General features: G+C 63.1%; 19 protein-coding genes. 10 read left to right on the top strand and 9 right to left on the bottom strand.

Translation table 11 applies throughout. The features are described from left to right. Positions 1-16 precede the first annotated feature (16 nt). Entirely contained in the window at positions 17-2,227 is a 2,211-nt protein-coding gene (locus tag NKI20_RS04830) for a heavy metal translocating P-type ATPase (protein ID WP_352828810.1), read from the bottom strand. Between the two features lie 107 nt (positions 2,228-2,334). On the opposite strand from NKI20_RS04830, the gene NKI20_RS04835 reads away from it, so the two are divergent. After that, positions 2,335-2,751, top strand: coding sequence for a MerR family transcriptional regulator (locus NKI20_RS04835; protein ID WP_352828813.1), 417 nt, complete (start codon positions 2,335-2,337; stop codon positions 2,749-2,751). 191 nt (positions 2,752-2,942) lie between these two features. On the opposite strand, the gene NKI20_RS04840 is transcribed toward NKI20_RS04835, so the two are convergent. Next, positions 2,943-3,500, bottom strand: coding sequence for a GNAT family N-acetyltransferase (locus tag NKI20_RS04840; protein ID WP_352828816.1), 558 nt, complete (start codon positions 3,498-3,500; stop codon positions 2,943-2,945). 166 nt (positions 3,501-3,666) lie between these two features. Continuing rightward, positions 3,667-5,862, bottom strand: a complete 2,196-nt coding sequence (gene katG / locus NKI20_RS04845) for a catalase/peroxidase HPI (RefSeq protein ID WP_352828819.1) — start codon at positions 5,860-5,862, stop codon at positions 3,667-3,669. 259 nt (positions 5,863-6,121) lie between these two features. Here katG and NKI20_RS04850 point away from each other — a divergent pair, with 259 nt between their 5' ends. Continuing rightward, positions 6,122-7,045 carry a hydrogen peroxide-inducible genes activator gene (locus NKI20_RS04850; protein WP_352828822.1) on the top strand — a complete coding sequence of 308 codons (924 nt, stop codon included), beginning with the start codon at positions 6,122-6,124 and terminating at the stop codon, positions 7,043-7,045. A gap of 8 nt (positions 7,046-7,053) precedes the next feature. Here NKI20_RS04850 and NKI20_RS04855 read toward each other — a convergent pair whose 3' ends face one another. Then, complete coding sequence (locus NKI20_RS04855; protein ID WP_352828825.1) at positions 7,054-7,767, bottom strand: DNA helicase; 714 nt, start codon at positions 7,765-7,767, stop codon at positions 7,054-7,056. A 403-nt stretch (positions 7,768-8,170) separates the two neighbouring features. On the opposite strand from NKI20_RS04855, the gene NKI20_RS04860 reads away from it, so the two are divergent. The 5 genes from NKI20_RS04860 (at position 8,171) to NKI20_RS04880 (ending at position 12,711) form a co-directional block, all read left to right on the top strand. Then, positions 8,171-9,148: a hypothetical protein gene (locus NKI20_RS04860; RefSeq protein WP_352828828.1), complete on the top strand. Its 978-nt coding sequence runs from the start codon at positions 8,171-8,173 to the stop codon at positions 9,146-9,148. A 394-nt stretch (positions 9,149-9,542) separates the two neighbouring features. Further along, on the top strand, positions 9,543-9,977 hold the full coding sequence (locus NKI20_RS04865; RefSeq protein WP_352607880.1) for a CBS domain-containing protein: 435 nt from the start codon (positions 9,543-9,545) through the stop codon (positions 9,975-9,977). Between the two features lie 162 nt (positions 9,978-10,139). Further along, entirely contained in the window at positions 10,140-11,009 is an 870-nt protein-coding gene (locus NKI20_RS04870) for a hypothetical protein (protein ID WP_352607878.1), read from the top strand. 201 nt (positions 11,010-11,210) lie between these two features. Next, positions 11,211-11,567 carry an SPW repeat protein gene (locus tag NKI20_RS04875; protein WP_352607876.1) on the top strand — a complete coding sequence of 119 codons (357 nt, stop codon included), beginning with the start codon at positions 11,211-11,213 and terminating at the stop codon, positions 11,565-11,567. 226 nt (positions 11,568-11,793) lie between these two features. Then, the gene (locus tag NKI20_RS04880; protein WP_352828833.1) at positions 11,794-12,711 is read left to right on the top strand and encodes an NADP-dependent oxidoreductase; all 918 of its coding nucleotides are present in this window, start codon (positions 11,794-11,796) and stop codon (positions 12,709-12,711) included. Between the two features lie 59 nt (positions 12,712-12,770). Here the strand turns inward: NKI20_RS04880 and NKI20_RS04885 are convergent, their stop codons facing one another. Beyond that, positions 12,771-13,064 carry a hypothetical protein gene (locus tag NKI20_RS04885; protein WP_352607870.1) on the bottom strand — a complete coding sequence of 98 codons (294 nt, stop codon included), beginning with the start codon at positions 13,062-13,064 and terminating at the stop codon, positions 12,771-12,773. Positions 13,065-13,344: 280 nt separating this feature from the next. After that, positions 13,345-13,794 (bottom strand): GatB/YqeY domain-containing protein, encoded by a 450-nt coding sequence (locus NKI20_RS04890; RefSeq protein WP_352828836.1) that lies wholly within the window; start codon positions 13,792-13,794, stop codon positions 13,345-13,347. Between the two features lie 278 nt (positions 13,795-14,072). Between NKI20_RS04890 and carA the strand changes: the two genes are divergently transcribed. Then, entirely contained in the window at positions 14,073-15,290 is a 1,218-nt protein-coding gene (gene carA / locus NKI20_RS04895; RefSeq protein WP_352828838.1) for a glutamine-hydrolyzing carbamoyl-phosphate synthase small subunit, read from the top strand. Between the two features lie 59 nt (positions 15,291-15,349). Here carA and NKI20_RS04900 read toward each other — a convergent pair whose 3' ends face one another. Beyond that, positions 15,350-16,615, bottom strand: coding sequence for a TCR/Tet family MFS transporter (locus NKI20_RS04900; protein ID WP_352607864.1), 1,266 nt, complete (start codon positions 16,613-16,615; stop codon positions 15,350-15,352). A 152-nt stretch (positions 16,616-16,767) separates the two neighbouring features. Then, on the bottom strand, positions 16,768-17,682 hold the full coding sequence (ypfJ, locus tag NKI20_RS04905) for a KPN_02809 family neutral zinc metallopeptidase (RefSeq protein WP_352607861.1): 915 nt from the start codon (positions 17,680-17,682) through the stop codon (positions 16,768-16,770). 240 nt (positions 17,683-17,922) lie between these two features. Between ypfJ and NKI20_RS04910 the strand changes: the two genes are divergently transcribed. Then, positions 17,923-19,992 (top strand): hypothetical protein, encoded by a 2,070-nt coding sequence (locus tag NKI20_RS04910; protein ID WP_352828842.1) that lies wholly within the window; start codon positions 17,923-17,925, stop codon positions 19,990-19,992. Positions 19,993-20,044: 52 nt separating this feature from the next. Here the strand turns inward: NKI20_RS04910 and mntR are convergent, their stop codons facing one another. Beyond that, the gene (gene mntR / locus NKI20_RS04915; protein WP_023761861.1) at positions 20,045-20,500 is read right to left on the bottom strand and encodes a manganese-binding transcriptional regulator MntR; all 456 of its coding nucleotides are present in this window, start codon (positions 20,498-20,500) and stop codon (positions 20,045-20,047) included. 236 nt (positions 20,501-20,736) lie between these two features. Here mntR and NKI20_RS04920 point away from each other — a divergent pair, with 236 nt between their 5' ends. Then, positions 20,737-22,101, top strand: a complete 1,365-nt coding sequence (locus NKI20_RS04920) for an Nramp family divalent metal transporter (RefSeq protein WP_023761862.1) — start codon at positions 20,737-20,739, stop codon at positions 22,099-22,101. Positions 22,102-22,179: the final 78 nt, after the last annotated feature.

Consider the following 22,179-nt stretch of genomic DNA (forward strand, 5'->3'; position numbering starts at 1 on the left):
CGGTAAGACTGTCGACTCACCCGCGCCAGCGCAGCAGGCGCATGGCGTTGGCGGTGACCAGCACGGTGGCGCCGGTATCGGCCAGGATCGCCGGCCACAGTCCGGTGATGCCGGCGATGGTGGTGACCAGGAACACCGCCTTCAGCCCGAGTGCCACCCCGATGTTCTGGCCGATATTGGCCATCACCGCCCGCGACAGTTTTACCATGCGCACGACGTCCATGACCCGGCCATGCAGGATCGCAGCGTCGGCGGTTTCCAGCGCCACATCGGTGCCGCCACCCATGGCGATGCCGATATCGGCGGCGGCGAGCGCCGGCGCGTCGTTGATGCCGTCGCCGACCTTGGCGACTTTCAACCCCTCGCACTGCAGCTCACCGACGATGCGCAGCTTGTCCTGTGGCAGCAACTCTGCCCGCGCCTCGATGCCGAGCGAAGCGGCGATGGCTTCGGCGGTGCGGCGGTTGTCGCCAGTCAGCATCACCGCCCGGATGCCCTCGGCCTTCAGTGCCGCAATACCCGACGCCGCATCCGGTCTCGGCTCATCGCGCATGGCGATCAACCCCGCCACCACGCCATCGGCCACTAGCACCGACACCGTCTTGCCCTCGCCGTTGAACCTGTCGACGGCAAGGCGCTGCGCTTTGGTCATGACGGCGCGTTCGCTCGCCGCGTGACCGGAGCCCAGGAAGACAGCGACGGCGCCGACGCTGCCCTCGACGCCCTTGCCGGAAATCGCCTTCGCCGCCAGCGCCGGCGGCACCGGCGCCTTGTCGGTCTTGGCCCTCTCCAGGATCGCCATCGCCAACGGATGGCTGGAGCCCTGCTCCAGTGCTGCCGCCAATGCCAGCACGGTGCGTTCGTCGCGCCCATAGGCCGCGATGTCGGTGACGACTGGTTTGCCCGCCGTCAGCGTGCCGGTCTTGTCGAAGGCGACCGCCGTTATCCCGCGAAACCCTTCCAGCACGGCACCGCCCTTCATCAGCAGGCCACGCCGCGCGCCGGCCGCAAGACCTGCGGCGATCGCCGCCGGCGTCGAGATGACCAGCGCGCAGGGGCAGCCGATCAGCAGGATCGCCAGGCCCTTGTATATCCACTCGTTCCAGTCGCTGCCGGCAAACAGCGGCGGCAGCAGCGCCACCAGCGCGCCGACGGCCAGCACCGCTGGCGTATAATAACGCGAGAAGCGGTCGATGAAGCGCTCGGTGGGCGCCTTGGCCTCTTGCGCTTCTTCCACCAGCCGCACGATGCGGGCGATGGTGTTGTCCGACGCGGCTGCCGTCACCCGCACCTTGAGCACGCCGTCTGTGCTGATCGTGCCGGCGAAGACGACTTCCGCGACACCCCTGCGCTTCGGTGTGCTCTCGCCGGTCACCGGCGCCTCGTCCATATCGCTCGAACCCTCGACGATCTCGCCATCGGCGGGAATACGGTCGCCCGGCCGCACCACGATGACGTCACCGATCGCAAGGTCTTCAGCGGGAATCTCCGATGTGCCGCCTGCGCGCTCGACCAGTGCCGTCTTCGGCACCAGATCGGCAAGTCGCTGGATGCTCGCCCGCGCACGGCCGGCGGCAACACCTTCCAGGAGTTCGCCGATCAGGAACAGCACCACCACGGCGGTCGCTTCTTCCGTCGCGCCGATCATCACGGCGCCTGTCGCCGCGATGGCCATCAGCATCTCGATCGAGAACGGCGTGCCGGCCAGTCCCGCCATCAGCGCGCGCCGCGCGACCGGCAGCAGGCCGACCAGCAGCGCGGCCAGGAACACCCAGCGCTCGGACACTGGGAACAGATGACCGATGCCGTAGGCGGCAAGAAGTACCGCCGCGCAAGCCAGCGTCAGCGTCGCGCGGCGGGAATGCCACCACGCCTGCCCCGGCTCGCCACCCATGTATGAAGCGATGGCCTGCTTGCTGGCCGGCTCGCCATGATCGTGGCCTTCGTGGTCATGATCAGCATGGTCATACGCTTTGACTGCTGAAGCGTGCCCATCGATCCTGGCTTCGGCCTTTTTGATGCCATACCCAAGCCGCGCAACCTGCCGCAGCACCTTGTCTTCCGGCAGTGCGCCACCGTGACTGACCGTCATGCTGGCGCCGATCACTGAAACCGAGACATCAGCGACGCCGTCGAGACGGCGAACCGCCGTGTCGATCTTGGCCGCGCAGGAGGCGCAATCCATACCGCCGATCCTGAACCGCGTCTGCTTGAGAGGCACCGTCATCGCATCACCTATCTGTCTTGCCCGTGCGGCGTCGCCGCATGGGTCTTGAATGCTGATGCTAGGCACAGTAATTGCTCTAGTCACTAGAGCTTCAAGAGGCAAAACCCATGTTTTCGATCGGTGATCTCTCGCGCCGCACCGGAGTCAAGGTACCGACCATCCGCTACTACGAGCAGATGGGCCTGGTCGCCGCGCCGGAACGATCGGAAGGCAACCAGCGCCGCTATTCCAGGCAAGAACTGGAGCGGCTGGCTTTCATCCGCCACGCCCGCGATCTCGGTTTCGCTATCGAGGACATCCGCTCGCTGATCGAATTGAGCGGCCATCCCGAGCAGCCCTGCGGCCACGCCGACAAGATCGCCCAGGAACAATTGATCTCGGTGCGGGACAAGATCGCCCAGTTGAAGCGGCTGGAGGCCGAACTCGAACGCATCGCCACCTGCTGCAATGGCAAGACGGTCGGCGACTGCTACGTTATCCGCGCGCTGTCCGACCACGCGCTGTGCACTGACGAGCATGGGTGAGAGGCTGGTGCTGGCAGCGATCCAGGAGCTGTGAGGACAGAAAGCAGACCTCGCACCGCCGCTGCAAGGCTTGGGTTCCTCGCCCCACGAAAGTGGGGAGAGGTGGCCGCGAAGCGGTCGGAGAGGGGCCTGCGCCAGCGGATATAAGGGGATTTCTCCCAGCCTGCCCCGGATAAGATTGCGCCATTCCCCTACAACTCGATCCGGAATCGCAAACTTTCCACCCCGCCATCGGCGGCGTCCTCGAAGAAGCGTTCGACCAGCTTGCCGCCATTGGCAAGGATCACCCTGTGCGAGGCTGGGTTGCCCGGTTTGGCGGTGATCTCGACATAGGGCAAGCCGACCGCCCTCGCCTCGTCCAGCATCAGCCGCAGCGCGTCGGTGGCGTAACCGCGCCGCCGCTTCCACGGCACCACCGCATAGCCGATATGGCCAAGCACATGTGGCGGCAGTTCTGCCGTGCCCTGCTGCCAGCGGAAGCCGATCGAGCCCGATGCCTCGCCGTCCCAGATCCAGCGGCGGAAGCCCGGCAGGCGCGGCACTTGCTTGCCGTCGGGCAAGGTGATCGGACCGCCCTTGGCCTGTGGATCATCAAGGTCGGCGAGAAAGGCCACCGGATCCTTTTCGATTGCAGCAAGCTGCTCGCGCGTCGCTTCCATCAGCCGCACATTGTACGGCGACCAGCCACGCTCGAGCGCCGCCTTGTAGGACGGCAGATGTTCAAGCGCGGGTTTGACGATTTCGATCATGGTGCACCAGCGGAGACGATATGCAGACAAGATAGCAGCATTGCCCGGCAAGGCACGGTCCACCAAGGGGCAGCCTCTTGCGACAGGGCCGCGTCCCCATCGCTGGAAACGCGCCCTGATCCAGGTCGATTGGCGCTCCGGCAAGGCCGGATCGCCGCTGGCAATGTCAGGCGATGTCGAAGCGGTCGGCGTTCATCACCTTGGTCCATGCCGCCACGAAATCCCTGGCGAATTTCTGCCCGGCGTCCGCGGAGCCATAGACCTCGGCAAGTGCACGCAATTGTGCGTGCGAACCGAAGATTAGGTCTGCGCGCGTGCCGGTCCACTTGACCGCCTTGGTCTTACGGTCGCGCGCTTCGTAGACTTCGTCGGAGCCGGCGGCCGGATCCCAGATCGTGTTCATGCTGAGCAGGTTGACGAAGAAGTCATTGGTCAGCGTCCCCGGCCGGTCGGTGAACACGCCATGCTTCGACTTGGCCGTGTTGGCGCCAAGCACCCGCAAGCCACCGACCAGCACCGTCATCTCCGGCGCCGTCAGCGACAGCAATTGCGCCCGATCGACCAGCATGGCTTCGGTCGACATCGGCTGCCTGCCCCTGGCATAGTTGCGGAAGCCATCGATTTTCGGCTCGAGCGGCGCAAAGGAATGAACATCCGTCTGTTCCTGAGAGGCGTCCATGCGGCCTGGCGTGAATGGCACCTTCACCTCATGGCCCCCATCCTTCGCGGCTTTTTCGACCGCGGCGACGCCGCCGAGCACGATGAGGTCGGCAAGCGAGACCTTCTTGCCGCCGGTCTGTGCCGCGTTGAACTCGCTGTGGATGCCTTCAAGCCTGGCAAGCACCTTCGACAGTTCGGCCGGCTGATTGACCTCCCAGTCCTTCTGCGGCGCGAGCCGGATGCGGGCACCGTTGGCGCCGCCGCGCTTGTCGGAATTGCGGAACGTCGAGGCCGACGCCCAAGCGGTCGAGACCAACTCGGAGACCGACAGGCCCGATGCCAGGATCTTCGACTTCAGGGATGCGATATCCTGCTCGCTGACCAATTCGTGGTCGACCGCCGGGATCGGATCCTGCCAGATCAGCACTTCCTTCGGCACGAGCGGGCCGAGATAGCGAGCGACCGGGCCCATGTCGCGGTGGGTCAGCTTGTACCAGGCGCGGGCAAACGCGTCGGCAAACTGGCCTGGATGCTCGTGGAAACGCCGCGAGATCTTTTCATAGGCAGGATCCACCCTCAGCGCGAGATCGGTGGTCAGCATGGAAGGCGCGCGGCGCTTTGACGGATCATGCGCATCCGGCACGGTGCCGGCACCAGCGCCGCCCTTCGGCGTCCACTGGTGAGCGCCCGCCGGGCTTTTCGTCAGCTCCCATTCGTAGTTGAACAGATTGTCGAAGAAGTTGTTGCTCCACTTGGTCGGCGTCGTGGTCCAGGTCACCTCGAGACCCGAGGTGATCGCGTCCCCGGCAATGCCGGTGGCGTACTTGCTCGACCAGCCGAGGCCCTGCGCTTCGATGCCGGCGCCTTCCGGTTCGGCCCCCACCAACGAGGCATCGCCGGCGCCGTGCGTCTTGCCGAAGGTGTGACCGCCGGCAATCAGCGCCACGGTCTCTTCGTCGTTCATCGCCATGCGGCTGAAGGTTTCGCGGATGTCACGTGCCGAGGCCAGCGGATCAGGTTTGCCATTCGGCCCTTCCGGATTGACGTAGATCAGGCCCATCTGGACGGCGCCGAGATTGCCTTGGAGTTCGCGGTCGCCGGAGTAGCGCTCGTCGTCGAGCCACTTGGTTTCCGAACCCCAATCCACGTCCTGCTCGGGCTCCCAGACGTCGGCGCGGCCACCGGCGAAGCCGAAGGTCTTGAAGCCCATCGATTCGAGCGCGACATTGCCAGCGAGGATCAACAGGTCGGCCCAGGAGATCTTCCGGCCATATTTCTGCTTGACCGGCCACAGCAGCCGACGCGCCTTGTCGAGATTGGCATTGTCCGGCCAGCTGTTGAGCGGCGCGAAACGCTGCTGGCCGGCGCCGGCGCCGCCACGGCCGTCGCCGATGCGATACGTGCCGGCACTGTGCCAGGCCATGCGGATGAACAGCGGTCCGTAGTGGCCGAAATCGGCGGGCCACCAATCCTGCGAATCCGTCATCACGTGGTGCAGATCCTTGATCACCGCATCGAGATCGAGCGACTTGAATTCCTCGGCATAGTCGAACTCCTCGCCCATCGGATCCGAAAGGTTCGATTGCTGGTGCAGAACGCCGAGGTCAAGTTGGTTTGGCCACCAGTCACGGTTGCTCCTGCGGGAGGACCCATGCGCAACCGGGCATTTGCCCTTGCTGTTGTCGTCTGTGTTGGCGTCCATGTTTTTCTCCGATCGTGGCTGTGTTGAGCTGTTTCAACGGCTGCGTGAGCAAGGACACTGGATGCCCCTGGAGGTGGTCCGTTTCATGGCAGGCGCGATGACCTGTGCCCGATACGCGACCGAATATCTTGGATGTCCATCGCTGCGAGCGCCTGGACCAGATGGTCCCGGCTGCTCCTGATCTTCCTCGCAGTTCCTATAGCAAAGTCGCGTGATTAATTTAAGTTGGATTTCCTGATTGCAGCGATAAGATTACGCTATGACAAACCTGACGCTGAAGCAGCTGCGTTATTTCGAAGCGCTGGCCAGACACAACCATTTCGGACGTGCGGCGGATGCCTGCGCCATCTCCCAGCCCGCCATCTCGGTGCAGATCAAGGAGTTGGAGGAAACGCTGGGCACGGAGCTTTTTGAACGAGGTCCGCGACAGGTCCGGCTGACCAATTTCGGCGAGGAGTTTGCCTTACGCGTCCGCGACATCCTGCGCTCGGTGGATGAGCTGGCGGATCTGGCCCGCGCCTCGCGCGACCGGCTCGTGGGCCGGCTGCGCATCGGCGTGATCCCGACGATCGCGCCCTACCTTCTGCCTGCCATCATCGGCAACCTCGCCCGCATGCATGACGGCCTCGATATCCACGTGCGCGAGACGCAGACGCAGAAGCTGATCCAGGAACTGGCCGACGGTCGGCTCGACGCGGCCATCGTCGCGCTGCCGGTATCGGAAGCGTCGCTGACCGAAATCGTGCTGTTTGCCGAGAACTTCGTGCTGGTCCGGCCCGGCGAGGACGAGGGAAAGCCGGTGCCCAATCGCGAAATGCTGCGCGAGATGCGGCTGCTTTTGCTGGAGGAGGGCCATTGTTTCCGCGATCAGGCGCTGTCATTCTGCAACATGCATTCGGCACGGCCAAGAGAGTTGCTGGACGGCAGCTCGCTGTCGACCTTGGTGCAAATGGTCGGCGCCGGCGTCGGCGTCACCTTGATCCCGGAAATGGCCGTGCCGGTGGAGACACGCTCGGCGTCGGTTTCCATCGCCCACTTCGCCAGTCCTCAGCCGTCGCGGACCATCGGCATGATCTGGCGCAAGACAAGCCCGATCGCCAAACAGCTGCTGCGGATCTCCGAAGTGGTTCGCCAGTCGTCCGATGCGCTGCGCGCGCAGTATCACCCAGTCAAGGTTGCCTGACCGGATCGTCAGCTTGCCGCCTGGAACCGGATCTCGCCCTCGTTCAGAAAACAGGTTTTATTGAACAGCGACAGATCCAGCGGGTTCGGCAAGCGCACGTCGCTGATATCGGGAACCAGCTTCTTCGACGGATCGTATGACCGGTCGATCTGCGAGATGAAGACGAGGATCAATCCGCTGTCGCGGGCAAAGGCCTTCAGCGTGCGGACTTGCGCCATCAGGTTCGGGTTTTCCCGCTTCTGATCGAGCAGTTGCAGATAGTCTATGACCACCAGCGTACCGCGCGCCGCCGCCGCCAGCGTTCTGACGATGTAGTCGGCGCTGATGGCATCGGAATTGTCGAACACGAACTGGTCGTTGAACCGCGCCGGATCCGCCCCGATGGCGCGAAACCGGTCGAGCACATCCCTTTGTGTATATTCCAGCGTGAAGAACACGCCGCGATGGCCGGACTTCATGGCTTCTATTGCGAGTTCGAGGCTCATCAGCGTCTTGCCGTGGCCTGGTCGTGCGCCGACCAGGACCATGTCGCCGGGCGAAAGTTGCGCAAACAGTACGCCCGCAGGCGCCGCCTCGGCCGCCTTGGCTGCAAGCAGGCTCCAACTGCTGAAACCTTCCCGTGCTGCAACACGATCGAGCGCTTCATGGAGCGGAACCTTGCGCTGCCGGGACAACAGCCTGGCTTGACGTTTCAGATGATAGACCGGCGCGGATAACTTCATTGCAAACCTCCTGGTGCGAGCAGTTTCCGCAATCCCTCCTTATGCCTGGGCTCGAACAGTTGGTTCGGTGATCGAATAGCCCCGCATGAGCGATGCTTTCCCGGCGGAGGGAGGAGGCGTGGGCGCGCCAGAATCAGATGATAGCTCAATCCCTGTGGATCGAAAATCGCGGATAAGTCAAAGATGCTGAGTCGTTGACCGTAAACCTGGAACCGCCACGTGGGCGTGGGCCGTTTCAGTGCACGAACTCCCTCACGGCTCTTCGAATGGGCTTGCAGGAGGGCGCGCAAAACAAAGGATCCTGCTAAACAAGATGTGTTTCGCCGATTGATGCGGGACCATTTATGATCGATTCTCGGCGGCGCAAGGAATCTCAAGGCGCTTCGATAGGAGAATTGATCCGGTGCGGTTGAGATCTGTCTATCTGGGTGTCGTCGCCAGCCTTCTTGTCATGGTTATCGCAGTGGCGGTGTCGGCCCGATCCTTTGCCGCACCATCTGACGTTCCGGCCTGGCTACAGGCCCATGTCGGCGACAGCGACGGGCAGATCTCACAAGTGGTGCTGGAACGGGCGCGCGCGCTCTACCTCAAGAAGGTGGCCCAAGGTGCGGTCAAAAACCCCTGCTATTTCGCCATGGACGCGACGCGCCCCAGCGATCTGGGCGATGGCAAGCCCGGCCACCGCTACTATGTCATTTGCGAAGCCAGCCAGTCGTTTCGCGCGATTTCGTCGGGCCACGGCAGCGGCCGGAATTTGAAAGGCGTCGTTGACTTCGCCAACGGCAGACGCTGCGCAAAGAACTTCGGCAATGCGATGGATTCATCATTGACCGCCGGCGGCGCCTATATGACCAGCGAGGCGAAAACCTCGTTCAAGGGCTACTACCGCATCGGCGCGAAACAAGACGCGGTTTTCCAGCGCACCTTCATACAGTTCGACGGCGAGGGCGAAGCCGCGAACGCCAGGCAACGGGTGATCGGGGGCCACGCTGCCCAGGTGCTGCACGGCATGTGCCTGCGCAAAAATCCCAAAAGCTCGCACGCCGACCATGATGGCTACGTGCCGTTCGGCAAGCTGGTGGACTACGCAAGCGGCCGCAGCAATGGCTGCACCAGCTGGTCGCCGGCGGATGCCCAGCAGATCATCCCAATGGTCAAGGACAACCCGACGACGCTCTACATCTACCCTGAATCACGCGACATCGCCGCGGTAGCGTCCAGCCGTTCGCAATCGGGCGCTTACTGGAACGCGTCCTGCCTGAAGGAAATAGGCACTCCGAAATTCTGGCCGAGAAAGACCCTCGAGCCGATCATCGCTCAGTACAGCAAGGACCACCCGGCACCACCGCCGCAGCCGGTGCCGATTTGCAAAGGGCCATGAAGCTCACACCGTGCGGACTTCACTCAGCCATGCCGAGGCTCAGCGTAGAAAACCGAGCACGGCCCGCGTGAAATCGGCTGGATGCTCCAGCCAGCAAGCGACCTCCACGACACCGGCGTGACGCCGCGGCTGCCTCGGTCGTGAATGGATCAGCCGCAATGTCGGCAGCCGGCGCTTGTCCTGCGCCTTCACAGCGCTCTTCAGGGTTCGGCGATTTTGCCGCGCATGGTGCATTCTCCTTCGACCGCCGCCGGCGGCGGTTCGCGCATGAAAATGGGTACCAAAAGGTGCCGGCAGGCTATTTGCGCGTGCAGACCGAAACCGTGGAACGTTTTCCAAAGGCGCTCATTCAAGCATCAGGTGGCGCGGAGCCGCGGAACAAGAGGAGGTTATGATGAGAATTGCCGATTGTATGACGAAAGACGTCCAGATCGCCAATCCAGAGCAAACCATACGCGAGGCCGCTCGAACCATGGGCCGTCTCGACGCCGGCGTCATGCCGGTGGGTGAGAACGACCGGCTTGTCGGCATGATAACGGACCGGGATATCGCGATCCGCGGCATCGCCCAAGGCAAAGGACCCGATGCCAAAATTCGCGAGGTGATGACCCCTGACGTCGAATATTGTTTCGGTGACGAAGACGCAGACGACGTCCTTCACAGAATGGGTGAGCTTCAAGTAAGGCGCCTGCCGGTGTTGAACCGCGACAAGCGGCTGATCGGCATTGTTTCGCTGGGCGACCTCGCCATGAATGGCGAATCGGCAGAAGCGGGTGAGGCATTGAGCGGCATCTCGCGGCATGGCGGACAGCATTCGCAGATGCATTGAGGCCAGCCTGACAAGGGCGGCGTTGGCTGCGGGCACCAGATTGCGATAGCCGGCCCAAACAGAGGCGGATGTCGCTTCGTATGCCGCAACCGCATGGTCAGTCCGTTCGGGTTGGTGCCAATGTTGCATGACGTCGACTATGTACTGCGAAAACTTGATTGGATGCGCGCCGACGGCATCTGGCCTAACGGCTTGCGGTATCTCTGGACTGATGCGTTCGGGGTCGTGCTCTACGTCTCACTCTACACGGAAACAGGCGAGACGCGCTGGTTGGATGAGGCTGAGCGGCTGGTGGCCGATGTAGAGCGCGTGCTCGGTCGTCGGCGCGGATTGAGGATCGGGGAAGCGGCTGATCGTGACGGTCAATACTTCCACTACCTGGCGATGTGGCTGTTTGCCTTGGCGCGTCTCGGCGATCTGAAACCGCGATACCGCGCGCGCGGTGTCGCACTGGCGCGTGACATTCACCCGGCTTTTGTGATCCCCGGCCGCGGTGTGATCTGGAAGATGCAGGAGGACTTGAGCAGTCCTTATCCCGGCTATGGCCTCGGCAGCATGGACGCTTATGATGGCTATGTCTCCTACCGGATTCTCGATGAAGACGAGCTGGCGCCCGAAATCGCGCAGATGCGTGACCTGATCGAGCACGATTGGCAAACGCTCGATATCGAACAGGATCTCGGTCTCGGCATGATGCTGTGGCTCGCCCACTTCTTCCCCGCGGAGCCATGGGCCGAGGTCCAGACGAGGCGATCGCTTAGAACCCTGGAAACGATGTGGGTCGACCCGCCAGGTTATTTCAGCCGCGCGCCGTGGCTGCGCGACACGAAGTTCGCTTTCACCAATTTCGGCGTGTCACTGGGGCTGCAGGCCAGCGACGTCTGGCCCGAGCGTGTCGGCACGTTGAACGCCTTCTTCGAGGACTGGCGCTCTGGTGACGAATATGATCGAGAGGCGATCACATGGGTGATGGCCTGCACCTCGCACCTTCCCGCTGCGTTTGTATCGCGCGGGCCGATCAAGAGTCGCTGAATGCTCCCAGCCGAGGAAAAAATGCCCGCCACCACGCTCAGCCGGTGGTGCTCCAGATTTGTTGATTGGAACCAATGGCCTGCAACACAGTTACAGTGCCAGCAAGTCCGGTTGTAGCCTTGCCTCCATGTGGACCGGCGGTTTCAAGGCCAGCCGACTGAGCTTCGGAAGCGTGGAAAGCACGCTTGATGGAGAAAAATCATGAACCAGTGGTCAAACGCCAAGCTTTGTGACGTGGCAAATCTAATCCTCGGAGCAGTTCTCTTTTTCTCTCCCTGGATATTCGCCTTCGCGGCGGGGACGCAGTCCCAGAACGCCATGGGCAGCGGCATCGTGATTTTCTTGCTTTCGGTTGCCGCCCTCTCCGCCTTTGCTATCTGGGAAGAGTGGTTGAACCTCGTTGTGGGTCTTTGGGTAATCGTGTCTCCCTGGGTGCTTGGATTCCAGGCAAGCACGGCCATGAGCGTGCATGTGGTAATCGGCGTTCTGGTCGCGGTCCTTGCTGCGATCGAGCTGTGGATGATGTACCAGAACCCTCCAACGCAATCTACGGCCTAGCAGGACTGGCGTCGCTGCGGCAGCGAGTGTGATGAAGCCGATTTGGCGGTCGGACCAAGATGCCTCTGACCGCCAGGGCTACGGCCTGCCCGTTCGAATGGCCGCCGCCAAATCCGGCGCTCTGTTCATCGCCGATGAACGCCCTCGGACGCCATAGCAACCGGAGCCGCACAGCGGCTAACGGTGACACTGTCGCCAACTGCCAGCGAAGAGGAGATATGTCGACATGAAAGCAGTCCGCATCCATGCTTTTGGCGGACCTGAGGTTCTTTCGATCGATCAAGTCCCCTTTCCTCAGCCCGTTGACGACGAGGTTGTGCTCAGGGTTCGCGCGGCGAGCGTCAATCCGGTCGATTACAAGACCCGCGAGGGTTCGGCGGGTCAGGCATTGCCCGTCACATTGGGGCGTGACGTGTCCGGCGTGGTGGAAACGTGCGGTACGCGGGCTCATACGTTGAAGAAGGGCGACCCGCTGTTTGCCATGCTTGGTCATGATCGGGGCGGCGATGCCGAATATGTCGTGGTCAAGGCGACGGAGGCGGCTGCGAAGCCGGAACGTCTAAGCCACGTCGAAGCCGCTGCGGTGCCGCTTGCGGGCATCACTGCTTGGCAGGGCCTGTTTGAGCATGGCGGCCTCAAATCCGGGCAAAGGGTTCTCATCCATGGCGGAGCCGGCGGCGTTGGCCATCTGGCGATCCAACTGGCCAAGGCCGCCGGCGCGTTCGTCGCCACAACCGTCTCCGCCCAAGACTTCGTTTTTGTCCATGAGCTAGGTGCAGATCAGGCGGTCGACTACAAGGATCAGCGTTTCGAAGAGGTCGTCGATGCGGTCGACCTGGTGTTCGACTTGGTAGCGGGCGACACCCAGGACCGCTCCTGGGACGTTCTCAAGCCAGGAGGGACGCTCGTTTCAACTCTTTCTCAACCCTCGCAGGAAAAGGCACATTTGCGTCGGGCACGTGGCGTCTCCTATATGGCCGAGCCGAATGCGGCGCACCTAGCGCAGATCGGCCGTCTCATCGACGCCGGCAAGGTCACCCCGTTCGTGCAAGCCGTCTATCCGCTTGGAGAGGTCGCCAAGGCGGAGGAACGGCTGGAAAACGAGCATGTGCGCGGCAAGATCGTGCTTGAGGTGTCCGCCTAAGCTTCCCGCCAAGTGGCCCGGTTCGGCCGAGCGCTCACTTGCTGAATTGGGTTTCCTGGCTACCGCCCGCTCTTCGGAGCCTTGGCATCCTTTGAACGACGCTCGGCGACCGCCGGACTGGCGCTGGACGCCCTTTGTGTCGCGGCACTCGGCGCGGCTCGCCTCGGCGGGTTTTGTCCCTCCGACTGGCGGGTTCGGTCTTCCACTTCGCCCATCCGGCGGGTGAGCCCCATGCCGCCGGCAGGCTTCTTGTTGCCGGCCGCGTCCTGGGAGAATTCATCGGAAGCGTCGGCACCGGTCTTTGCCGGATACTTCGTCGCACCGGTTTCATAGCGGGTTTCATTCTCAGTCATGACATCTCTCCAGTTGCATGACGGATAAACATCTCGCCGGTATCCGAGTTCCAAACTTCAGGATTTGGATTCGCCAGGTGGGGTCAGAGCTCACCGGCAGCGCCATCCAAAAGGGCAATCAGATGGGTTTCCGACCCCACATCCTGTTGCCCACGCATCTGGCGTGGCAGGTCTGAAGCAGCGTCTTTATGGCTTCCACATGCGGCGTGGAATATTGGATTCTAATGCTGCCTGTGGGGACGTCGGTCATGCTTTCCCGGCGACGGGACGAGCAGCACCCCTACTGCAGCAACCCCTTGACGATGCCGCTCGCCTTGCCGAAATCCATCTGGCCGGCATATTTCTGCTTCAGCGCAGCGATCACCTTGCCCATGTCCTTCTGGCTGGCCGCACCCGTCGCCGCGATCGCCTCGCGCGCCGCAGCCTGGATGGCGGCATCGTCAAGCTGCGTCGGCAAGAACGCGCGGATGATCTCCATCTCGCCGCGCTCCTGCGCGGCCAGTTCCGGCCGCTTGCCGTCTTCGAATGCCTTGGCCGATTCCTCGCGCTGCTTCACCATCTTGGCCAGGATCTGTAGGATCTCCTCGTCGCTGGCCGGCTCCTTGCCCGAGCCGCGATTGGCGATATCGCGGTCGTGAATGGCGGCTTGAATCAGCCGCAATGTCGGCAGCCGTTGCTTGTCCTGCGCCTTCATCGCGCTCTTCAGGGATTCGGCGATTTTGCCGCGCATGGTGCATTCTCCTTCGATCGGCGCGGACAATAGCGCCGGGGGCGAGCCAACGCAAACCCTGAAATGCCAAGGCAAGCCTCTGATATTGCTAGATGAAATAAATCGGAGCTGCATTTCGCATGATCATTGACCGCCCTGCCCCCTTCCCCTATGTACTGGGCCTTGCATGAACTGAAGCTTGACTGCGTGGAAGCTGCGAAATCGCCGCTTGGCGCCGTTTGCTGCGCGGATGGCCCGCCGGGCCTATGGAAGCGCGCAGCCCCGATAGGAGTGCCGCCATGGCCGATATGACCGCCGCCTTGACGCCCGCCTGGGCAACAGAAAAGCCGACCGCCCTTCTGGTGCTGGCCGACGGCACCGTCATCGAGGGTCGCGGGTTGGGCGCCACCGGTTCCGCCGTCGCCGAAGTCTGCTTCAACACAGCACTCACCGGCTACCAGGAAATCCTCACCGACCCGTCCTATGCCGGCCAGATCGTCACCTTCACATTCCCGCACATCGGCAACATCGGCACAAATGACGAGGACATCGAGGACCTCAACCCGGTCGCCCGCGCCGGCGCCGTCGGCGCGGTGTTCAAGGCCGATGTCACCAACCCGTCCAACTACCGCGCCGGCACCGGTCTCGACCAGTGGCTGAAGAAGCGCGGCATCGTCGCCCTGTCGGGCATCGACACCCGCGCGCTGACCGCGCTGATCCGCGAAAAGGGCATGCCCAACGCCGTCATCGCGCATGCGCCCGATGGCGTGTTCGACCTCGACGACCTGAAGCGCCGCGCCGCGGCATGGTCCGGCCTGATCGGGCTCGATCTCGCCAAGGAGGTCACGTCAGGCCAGTCGTCGGCCTGGCGCGAGACGCCATGGGTGTGGAACGAAGGCTTTGGCGAACAGACCGAGCCTTCGATGCACGTCGTTGCCATCGACTACGGCGTCAAGCGCAACATCTTGCGCCTGCTCGCCGGCCTCGGCGCCAGGGTCACAGTGGTGCCAGCCAAGACCGGCGCCGAAGAAATCCTCGCCATGCAGCCGGACGGCATTTTTCTCTCCAACGGTCCCGGCGACCCGGAGGCCACCGGCGACTATGCCGTCCCGGTCATCCAGGACCTGTTGAAGACCGACATTCCGGTGTTCGGCATCTGCCTTGGCCACCAGATGCTGGCGCTGGCGCTGGGCGGCAAGACCGCCAAGATGCACCAGGGCCATCACGGCGCCAACCATCCGGTCAAGGACCACACCACCGGCAAGGTCGAGATCGTCTCGATGAACCACGGCTTTGCCGTCGATGCCGACTCGCTGCCATCAGGCGTCGAGGAAACCCACGTCTCGCTGTTCGACGGCTCGAACTGCGGCATCACGCTGACCGGCCGGCCGGTGTTCTCGGTCCAGCATCACCCCGAAGCCTCGCCCGGCCCGCAGGATTCGCACTATCTGTTCCGCCGCTTCGTCAACCTGATCCGCGAAAAGCGCGGCGAGGAATTGCTGGCCGAGCGGGCCTGACTCGACGCGTCAGCGCTGCCCCCAACGCCCTGCCGGGCACGTCTTTCTGAGACGGGGCCTCATATCTGTGCTCCATCTTCGGCGACGCCGGTAGTGACACTTGTGCGCGCCACCGGCCTCGCAACTTTCGTGACGAAGACGATGAGCGCCAGCGCCAGGAAGCACGCGCCGACCAGATAGGGCGCGCCGCCGAAGGTCACGGGAGCGCTCGGCCCGGTGAACCAGGAAAAGATCGCCGTATAGAGCAGTGGCGTGACGATCGAGGTGATCGAGAAGATCGAGGTCATCGCACCCTGCAGTTCGCCCTGCGCCGAAGGCGGCACCTTGGCGGCGGCGAGGCTCCTCAGCGGTGGATCGGCCAGCGCTTCCAGACAGCCGAAGACGATCACCGCATAGATCATCCAGCCTTGCGACGCGAACGCGTAGCCGAAGGCGCTGAGTGCCGTAAAGGCAAGACCGATGACCGCCGTCCTCCACTCGCCAAGCCGGGGGATCACCCGCGGCAGCACCGTCGCCATGACGATCGCGCCGCACAGGCCGAAGGCGCCGAGCGAGAAGCCGATCTGCTGCTCACTCCAGCCATAACGGTAATTGGAAACGAACGACCAGACCGCCGGATACATCATGTGCCCGAGCGTCATCAGGAAGAAAACAAGCCCGATCCAGCCAATGCCCTTGTATTGGCGCATCTGGAGGAGCGTGCCGACCGGATTGGCGCGCTTCCACTCGAAGCGGCGGCGATGCTTGTCGTCGAGTGTTTCCGGCAACAGGAACAGCGCGATCAGGAAATTCACGAAGGCGAGCCCGGCAGCGAAATAGAACGGCACGCGCGGCCCGAACGCGCCGAGCAATCCGCCCAGGACCGGCCCGATGACGAAGCCAACGCCAAAGGCGATGCCGAGCAGGCCGAAATTCTTCGCCCGGTTCTCGTCGTTCGAAATGTCGGCGATGAAGGCGGATGTCGTCGAATAGCTGGCGCCCGAAATGCCGGCCAGCACACGGCCGATGAACAGCATCGGGTAGGACCAGGCCACGGCGCAGATCAAATTGTCGACGGAAAAGGTCAGCACCGAGGCAAGCAGGATCGGCCGCCGCCCGAACCGGTCACTTAACCCGCCCATGATGGGTGCGAAGAAGAACTGCATGGCCGCATAGACGAAGAACAGCCAGCCGCCTTCGATCGCCGCTCCGCTGATGCTGACCCCGGTCAATTCCCTGAGATAGGCCGGCAGCACCGGCATGATCATGCCGAAACCGATGATGTCGAGCAGCAGTGTGGTGAAGACGAGCGCAAGGCCCCGTCTGGCGGTTTTGGGATCGATCATGGCGGGTCCCGGCTCCTGTGGTCGCCCTGGGGCGCAGGCGGACGCATCTTGCGAGTCCGATGTAAGGAACAATGCGGGAACGGATCGGATTCTTTCATCCTGACAGCCCCTGACGGCGCCTTGGCGTCAGGGCAGCGCCCGGAAGCGGCTATTCAAATTGGCCCGCTCAGCGTGTTGCAATCCGAAAGCTTGCCGCTCTTGTAGCCGCGCGCCAGCCAAGTCTGCCGCTGCTGCGAGGTGCCGTGGTTGAAGCTTTCCGGCACGACATAGCCTTGCATCTTCTTTTGCAGCGTGTCGTCGCCGATCTGCTTGGCGGCGTTCAGCGCGCTTTCGATGTCGCCCTGCTCCAATATGCCTTTCTGGTCGGTGTAATGCGCCCACACGCCGGCGAAGCAGTCGGCCTGAAGCTCGATGCGCACCGACATCTGGTTGGCCTCGACCTCGCCCATGCTCTGCCGCATCTGATTGAACTTGGACATGATACCGGTCAGGTTCTGCACGTGATGGCCGATCTCATGCGCGATCACATAGGCGCGGGCAAATTCGCCCGAGGCGCCGAATTGCTGATCGAGCTCCTGGAAGAAGGTCATGTCGAGATAGACCTTGTGGTCGCCGGGGCAATAGAACGGTCCGGCGGCCGCGGAGGCAAAGCCGCAGGCCGAGCGGACCTGGCCGCTGAACAGCACCAGCTTCGGATCCTCGTAGGTCAGGCCCTGCGATTTGAAGATGCCGGTCCAGGTGTCCTCGGTCTCGGCCAGCACCGTCGCCACGAACTGCTTCATCTCGTCACTGGCGGGCGCACCCGCGCCGCTGCCCTGGCCACCGCCGCTGTTGTCGGTGATCTGGCCACCGCCGCCATCGCCACCGCCCAGGATCGTCGATGGATCGAAGCCGAAATACCATCCGGCCAGCACCACCAGGATGACGAGGAAGATGCTGCCGCCGCCGCCGGCGCGACCGCCGATCGGAATGCGGAACTGGCCGGGGCTGCCGCTGCCGAGCCCGCCGCCACTGTCGCTGCGGTCGTCCTCGACATTGTCACTCTGACGACGGCCCTTCCAGAGCATGGCAACTCCTCGCGCTGCAAACTTCCCCCGTTGCCCGGTAAAGCCGGCTCAACCGAACAACAATTATCCCAACGGTTGCGGCAAGTCACAGCATTTTTCGACGGCCTCAAGGCCAGATAGAACGCCTGCGGCTACACCATCGGGCCCACAAGACGCTCTCTCGCTGGGTCGCTTTCGCAGGTTTCCCTGAAGCCGTGCGCGATATAGAATTCTCCGGTTCTCTATGGAAGCGAGGGGCGCTTGCGGACGATCGGCCAATTCCTGCTGTCCCTGACGGCACTGACCTGTTTTGGCATCGGGTCCGCCCGCGCCGTCACGCTCGATTCCAGCGTCGCCGTCACCGATCCCGCCACCCTGCAGGCGCTCGAACGCGGCGGCCTGTCGATCAGCCGCCTGCTCGGACCCGCACTCGGCCTCACCCGCGAGGTCGACAATCGCGGCCTTTTTTCGGTGCCGGCACTGGCCACGGTGCGCGACACCGTCAAGCTTGAGATCGCCAACGAACCGAAGACCAGCCCGGACCCTTATGTTGCTGATATGGCGAAGTCGAAGGACACCAGCCAGAAATTCAATCCAAAATACATCGACGACGACGGCTCGACGCTCGACCTGACCGGCGTCGTCAACCGCATGGATCGCGGCTATCTCGGCCACACCGAATGCGGCGAGATCCGGCTGATCTACCGCTTCCACTATTCGGTCGCGGAAAAGCCGGCCAAGGGAAAGGCTGGCCAGCGCATTTCCTCGCGCCTGCCGCTGACCATGAGCCTGGTGTTCAGCGCCAAACCCAGGCGGGCGCAAGCCCGCGCCTCGAAGGACTTGCCAAGCGCCACCGATGTGTCCTGCGCCGATGTCGCCCAGCGCTGGCTGGCTGCCGGGAAACAGGACCTGCCGCCCGGTCAGCTTGCCGCCTGGCTGCGCTCCGACGCGGGACCGCTGTCGGGTGCCATGCTGAATTCCTCGCAGATCATGCGGCTGGAACTCAACATGCAGGTGCTTCGGCTGTCGGCCTCGACGCGGCGCGATTTCGGCGGCCATGCCGAATATCTGCTGAAGATCTTCAAATGGGATCCGGCCAGCTCGACATTTTACGAATCGAAGATGGAGAACCAGATCGATCGGACCACGGTGCTGGCCGACAAGCCATCCTTCGCCAAATGGCTGCTCACCGACCGCAACATCTACGACCTCGATCATGGCCGGCTGGTCATCGACGAAAAATTCCTGGCCAAGAGCGCCGTTTCCGTCGCACCCGGTGGCCTCAGCCGGTCGCAGAACAACATCGCCTACGGGCTGGTCGACGACGCCGACGTCGACAAGGCGTTGAAGGACTATGTCGCCAAGGGCAACACGCTCGCCTCCATCAGGTCTGTGGCCGGTTTCGAATTGCGCCTCAACGAGATGAGCTGCACCGGCTGCCACCAGACGCATGGCATTGCCGGGTTCCACTACACCGGCGCCGATCCGGCCAGCGAGCCGCGCCGCAACGCCGTCTTCGTGCCGGGCTCGGCCGTCTTCTTCGCCGATCTGCCGCGCCGCCGCGCTATCGTCGAGCAGTTCGCCGCCGGCGGTCACCCGGACTTTACGCGCGGCTTCGCCGCCCGTCCGGACCAAAGATATGCGGAGGCGCTGAAGGGCACCGACCTCTACAATGGGTGGGGCTCGATCTGCTATCGCGGCGAGGACCTAAGCTTCAAGGACTGGACCTGCGGCGCGGGCCTGCGCTGCGCCGGCGTCCATGAAAGCTCCATCCATCCAGGCTTCGGCACCTGCGTCAGCGAGGCAGGCACCGCGGTCGGTGATCCCGTCGAGTTCGGCGAGATCAAGATGTCGACCTGGGGCAACGACCAGTATTGCCGCCTGTCGCCAGCCACCGCCAAGACCTGTGCCATCGATCCGGCTCGTGACAAGAAGCCAGCGGTCAAGCTCGCCGGCTACGGTGCGGCGCGCCAGCGCTACGACAATCCCGAACAGAAGACCGGTGGCTTTCCCGGCGGCATGCTGCGCAAGGCGAGCTGCGACAAGCTGCCCGACGAGGCGACCTGTGGCCGGCTCGCCAAGACCGGTTTCAACGACTGCGTCGCCTCGGGCAAGGACCACAAATTCTGCACCAGCGAATTCACCAAGACCGCCGGCCTGCGCGCCTGCGACAAGGCGCATCCCTGCCGCGAGGATTATATCTGCACATCAGGCTATGACGATCTGGCACAAGCGAAAGCCGGCAAGGGCACCTGCATTCCGCCCTATTTCATCTTCCAGTTCCGCGTCGACGGCCACCCGCGCAGTTGGGTGCAGGATGTCAGGGAGTGAGAGAAGATCCGGTTCGGTGCCGGCGGCTGGGAAATCCGGCGGCGGGTGCGGTTCAGCGCGCCGCTGTCATCGCCTTGCGAAACGCTTCCAGCGTCTCGGCGCTGACATGGTGCTCGATGCCTTCTGCGTCGATGCGCGCGGTTTCCGCACTGACACCGAGCGAGCGCAAAAAAGCTTCCACCGTTTGGTGGCGGATGCGGCTTTCCTCCGCGACCTTGCGGCCGGCATCGGTCAGGAACACGCCGCGATAGGGCTTTCTCGACACCAGCCCGTCGGCGCACAACCTGGTCAGCATCTTGGCCACCGTCGGCTGGGCAACGCCAAGCCGTGCGGCGATATCGACCTGGCGCGCCTCGTTGCCGTCCTCGATCAGGTCTGCGATCAGCTCGACATAATCCTCGACCAGCGCACTGCGGCGCGCTTCGCGCGTCTGCCGGAAGCCTTCCGAATGAACGTCGGCGTCAGGCAGCGGCTTTTCGCGCGGGACCGATCTGTTCTTCAGCGCCAATACGCGCTCCTCCCGAGGCTTTTGCTGTCCATGCATCCATAGCACGGGCTCTGATTCTTCAGGCCGTTTATTTGCATTCCGCCACCGGTGCAACCAGCGTCTCCAATTGCCCCTCTTCGTGCGCTAAGGGCTACCGCTCAAAAAGCACGAACAATGAAATATAGCATATTGCATAATGTTGAGCCATGGCATAGCTTTAGGGCAACATCGCCCAGTTTCGCGGAAAGCCCTCGTTCATGTCCGACGTCGAAGCCACAGTTTCCCGCTCCTCATGGCGCTTCGCCAGGCCAGAGGAGGACGAACAGCCCAGCCTGCGCGAAGTCAATTCTTCCATCGCCGTGCCAGGTTCGGGCGTCTGGTTCCGGCGCCTGGCCGCCTTCATGGGCCCGGGCTACATGGTCTCGGTCGGCTACATGGATCCGGGCAACTGGGCGACCGACCTCGCCGGCGGCGCCCAGTTCGGCTACACGCTGCTGTTCGTCATCATGCTGTCCAACCTTATGGCGATCCTGCTCCAGGCGCTGGCAGCACGGCTCGGCATTGCCACCGGCCGTGACCTCGCCCAGGCCTGCCGCGCCTATTATCCCCGTCCGGTCAATTTCGTGCTGTGGATCGCCTGCGAACTGGCCATCATCGCTTGTGACCTGGCCGAGGTCATCGGCACCGCGATCGCGCTGCAGCTTCTGTTCGGCATTCCGCTGATCGGCGGCGCCATGCTGACGGCGCTCGATGCCTTCCTCGTGCTTCTCTTGATGAACAAGGGCTTCCGCTATCTCGAAGCCTTCGTCATCGCGCTGCTGATCATCATCTTCGGCTGCTTTGCCATCCAGATCTTCGCCGCCGCCCCGCCGGCCGGCTCGATCCTGCATGCGATGTTCGTGCCGTCGTCGGCAATCGTCACCAATCCGGCGATGCTTTACATCGCCATCGGCATCATCGGCGCCACCGTCATGCCGCACAACCTCTATCTGCACTCCTCGATCGTGCAGACCCGCGCCTATGAACGCACCGACAAGGGCAAGCGCGACGCCATCAAATGGGCAACGACGGACTCGACCATCGCCCTGATGCTGGCCTTGTTCGTCAACGCCTCGATCCTGATCGTGTCTGCGGTCGCTTTCCATAACACTGGTCACCATGACGTCGCCGAGATCAGCCAAGCCTTCGAGCTGTTGTCGCCGCTGCTCGGCCTCGGCATAGCCTCGATCCTGTTTGCGGTGGCGCTGTTGGCTTCCGGCCTCAACTCGACGGTGACGGCGACGCTGGCTGGCCAGATCGTCATGGAAGGCTTCCTGCGCCTGCGCATTCCCAACTGGGCGCGCCGTCTTTTGACGCGCGGCCTCGCCATCGTCCCGGTGGTGGTCGTCACTGCGCTCTATGGCGAAAAGGGCACCGGCCAGCTGCTGGTGTTCAGCCAGGTGATCCTGTCGATGCAGCTGCCCTTCGCGGTCATTCCGCTGGTGCAGTTCGTCTCCGACAAGAAGAAGATGGGCAACCTCGCCATCCCGCGCGGCGTCGCTGCTCTTGCCTGGGTGGTAGCCGCGATCATCCTGGTGCTCAATTTCAAGCTGCTCTACGAGACAATGTTCGGGGTCGGCTGAACTCAGCCCCGCCGGGAAATCGAACTGCCCCTCCGCGCAGAGGGGAGCTTCCACGACAATTCGACGATCCGCGCTATG

Origin of the sequence: Mesorhizobium sp. M0830 (genome assembly GCF_040319965.1) — a bacterium.
Lineage (GTDB): Bacteria > Pseudomonadota > Alphaproteobacteria > Rhizobiales > Rhizobiaceae > Mesorhizobium.

Coding starts and splice junctions, on each gene's coding strand:
- NKI20_RS04890 (WP_352828836.1), bottom strand. CDS start 13,794: ATGCGCGGCAAAATCGCCGAATCCCTGAAGAGCGCGATGAAGGCGCAG.
- katG (WP_352828819.1), bottom strand. CDS start 5,862: ATGGACGCCAACACAGACGACAACAGCAAGGGCAAATGCCCGGTTGCG.
- NKI20_RS04920 (WP_023761862.1), top strand. CDS start 20,737: ATGTCCGACGTCGAAGCCACAGTTTCCCGCTCCTCATGGCGCTTCGCC.
- NKI20_RS04855 (WP_352828825.1), bottom strand. CDS start 7,767: ATGAAGTTATCCGCGCCGGTCTATCATCTGAAACGTCAAGCCAGGCTG.
- ypfJ (WP_352607861.1), bottom strand. CDS start 17,682: ATGCTCTGGAAGGGCCGTCGTCAGAGTGACAATGTCGAGGACGACCGC.
- NKI20_RS04830 (WP_352828810.1), bottom strand. CDS start 2,227: ATGACGGTGCCTCTCAAGCAGACGCGGTTCAGGATCGGCGGTATGGAT.
- NKI20_RS04880 (WP_352828833.1), top strand. CDS start 11,794: ATGAAAGCAGTCCGCATCCATGCTTTTGGCGGACCTGAGGTTCTTTCG.
- NKI20_RS04885 (WP_352607870.1), bottom strand. CDS start 13,064: ATGACTGAGAATGAAACCCGCTATGAAACCGGTGCGACGAAGTATCCG.
- NKI20_RS04870 (WP_352607878.1), top strand. CDS start 10,140: ATGCGCGCCGACGGCATCTGGCCTAACGGCTTGCGGTATCTCTGGACT.
- NKI20_RS04875 (WP_352607876.1), top strand. CDS start 11,211: ATGAACCAGTGGTCAAACGCCAAGCTTTGTGACGTGGCAAATCTAATC.
- carA (WP_352828838.1), top strand. CDS start 14,073: ATGGCCGATATGACCGCCGCCTTGACGCCCGCCTGGGCAACAGAAAAG.
- NKI20_RS04850 (WP_352828822.1), top strand. CDS start 6,122: ATGACAAACCTGACGCTGAAGCAGCTGCGTTATTTCGAAGCGCTGGCC.
- NKI20_RS04840 (WP_352828816.1), bottom strand. CDS start 3,500: ATGATCGAAATCGTCAAACCCGCGCTTGAACATCTGCCGTCCTACAAG.
- NKI20_RS04900 (WP_352607864.1), bottom strand. CDS start 16,615: ATGATCGATCCCAAAACCGCCAGACGGGGCCTTGCGCTCGTCTTCACC.
- NKI20_RS04865 (WP_352607880.1), top strand. CDS start 9,543: ATGAGAATTGCCGATTGTATGACGAAAGACGTCCAGATCGCCAATCCA.
- NKI20_RS04835 (WP_352828813.1), top strand. CDS start 2,335: ATGTTTTCGATCGGTGATCTCTCGCGCCGCACCGGAGTCAAGGTACCG.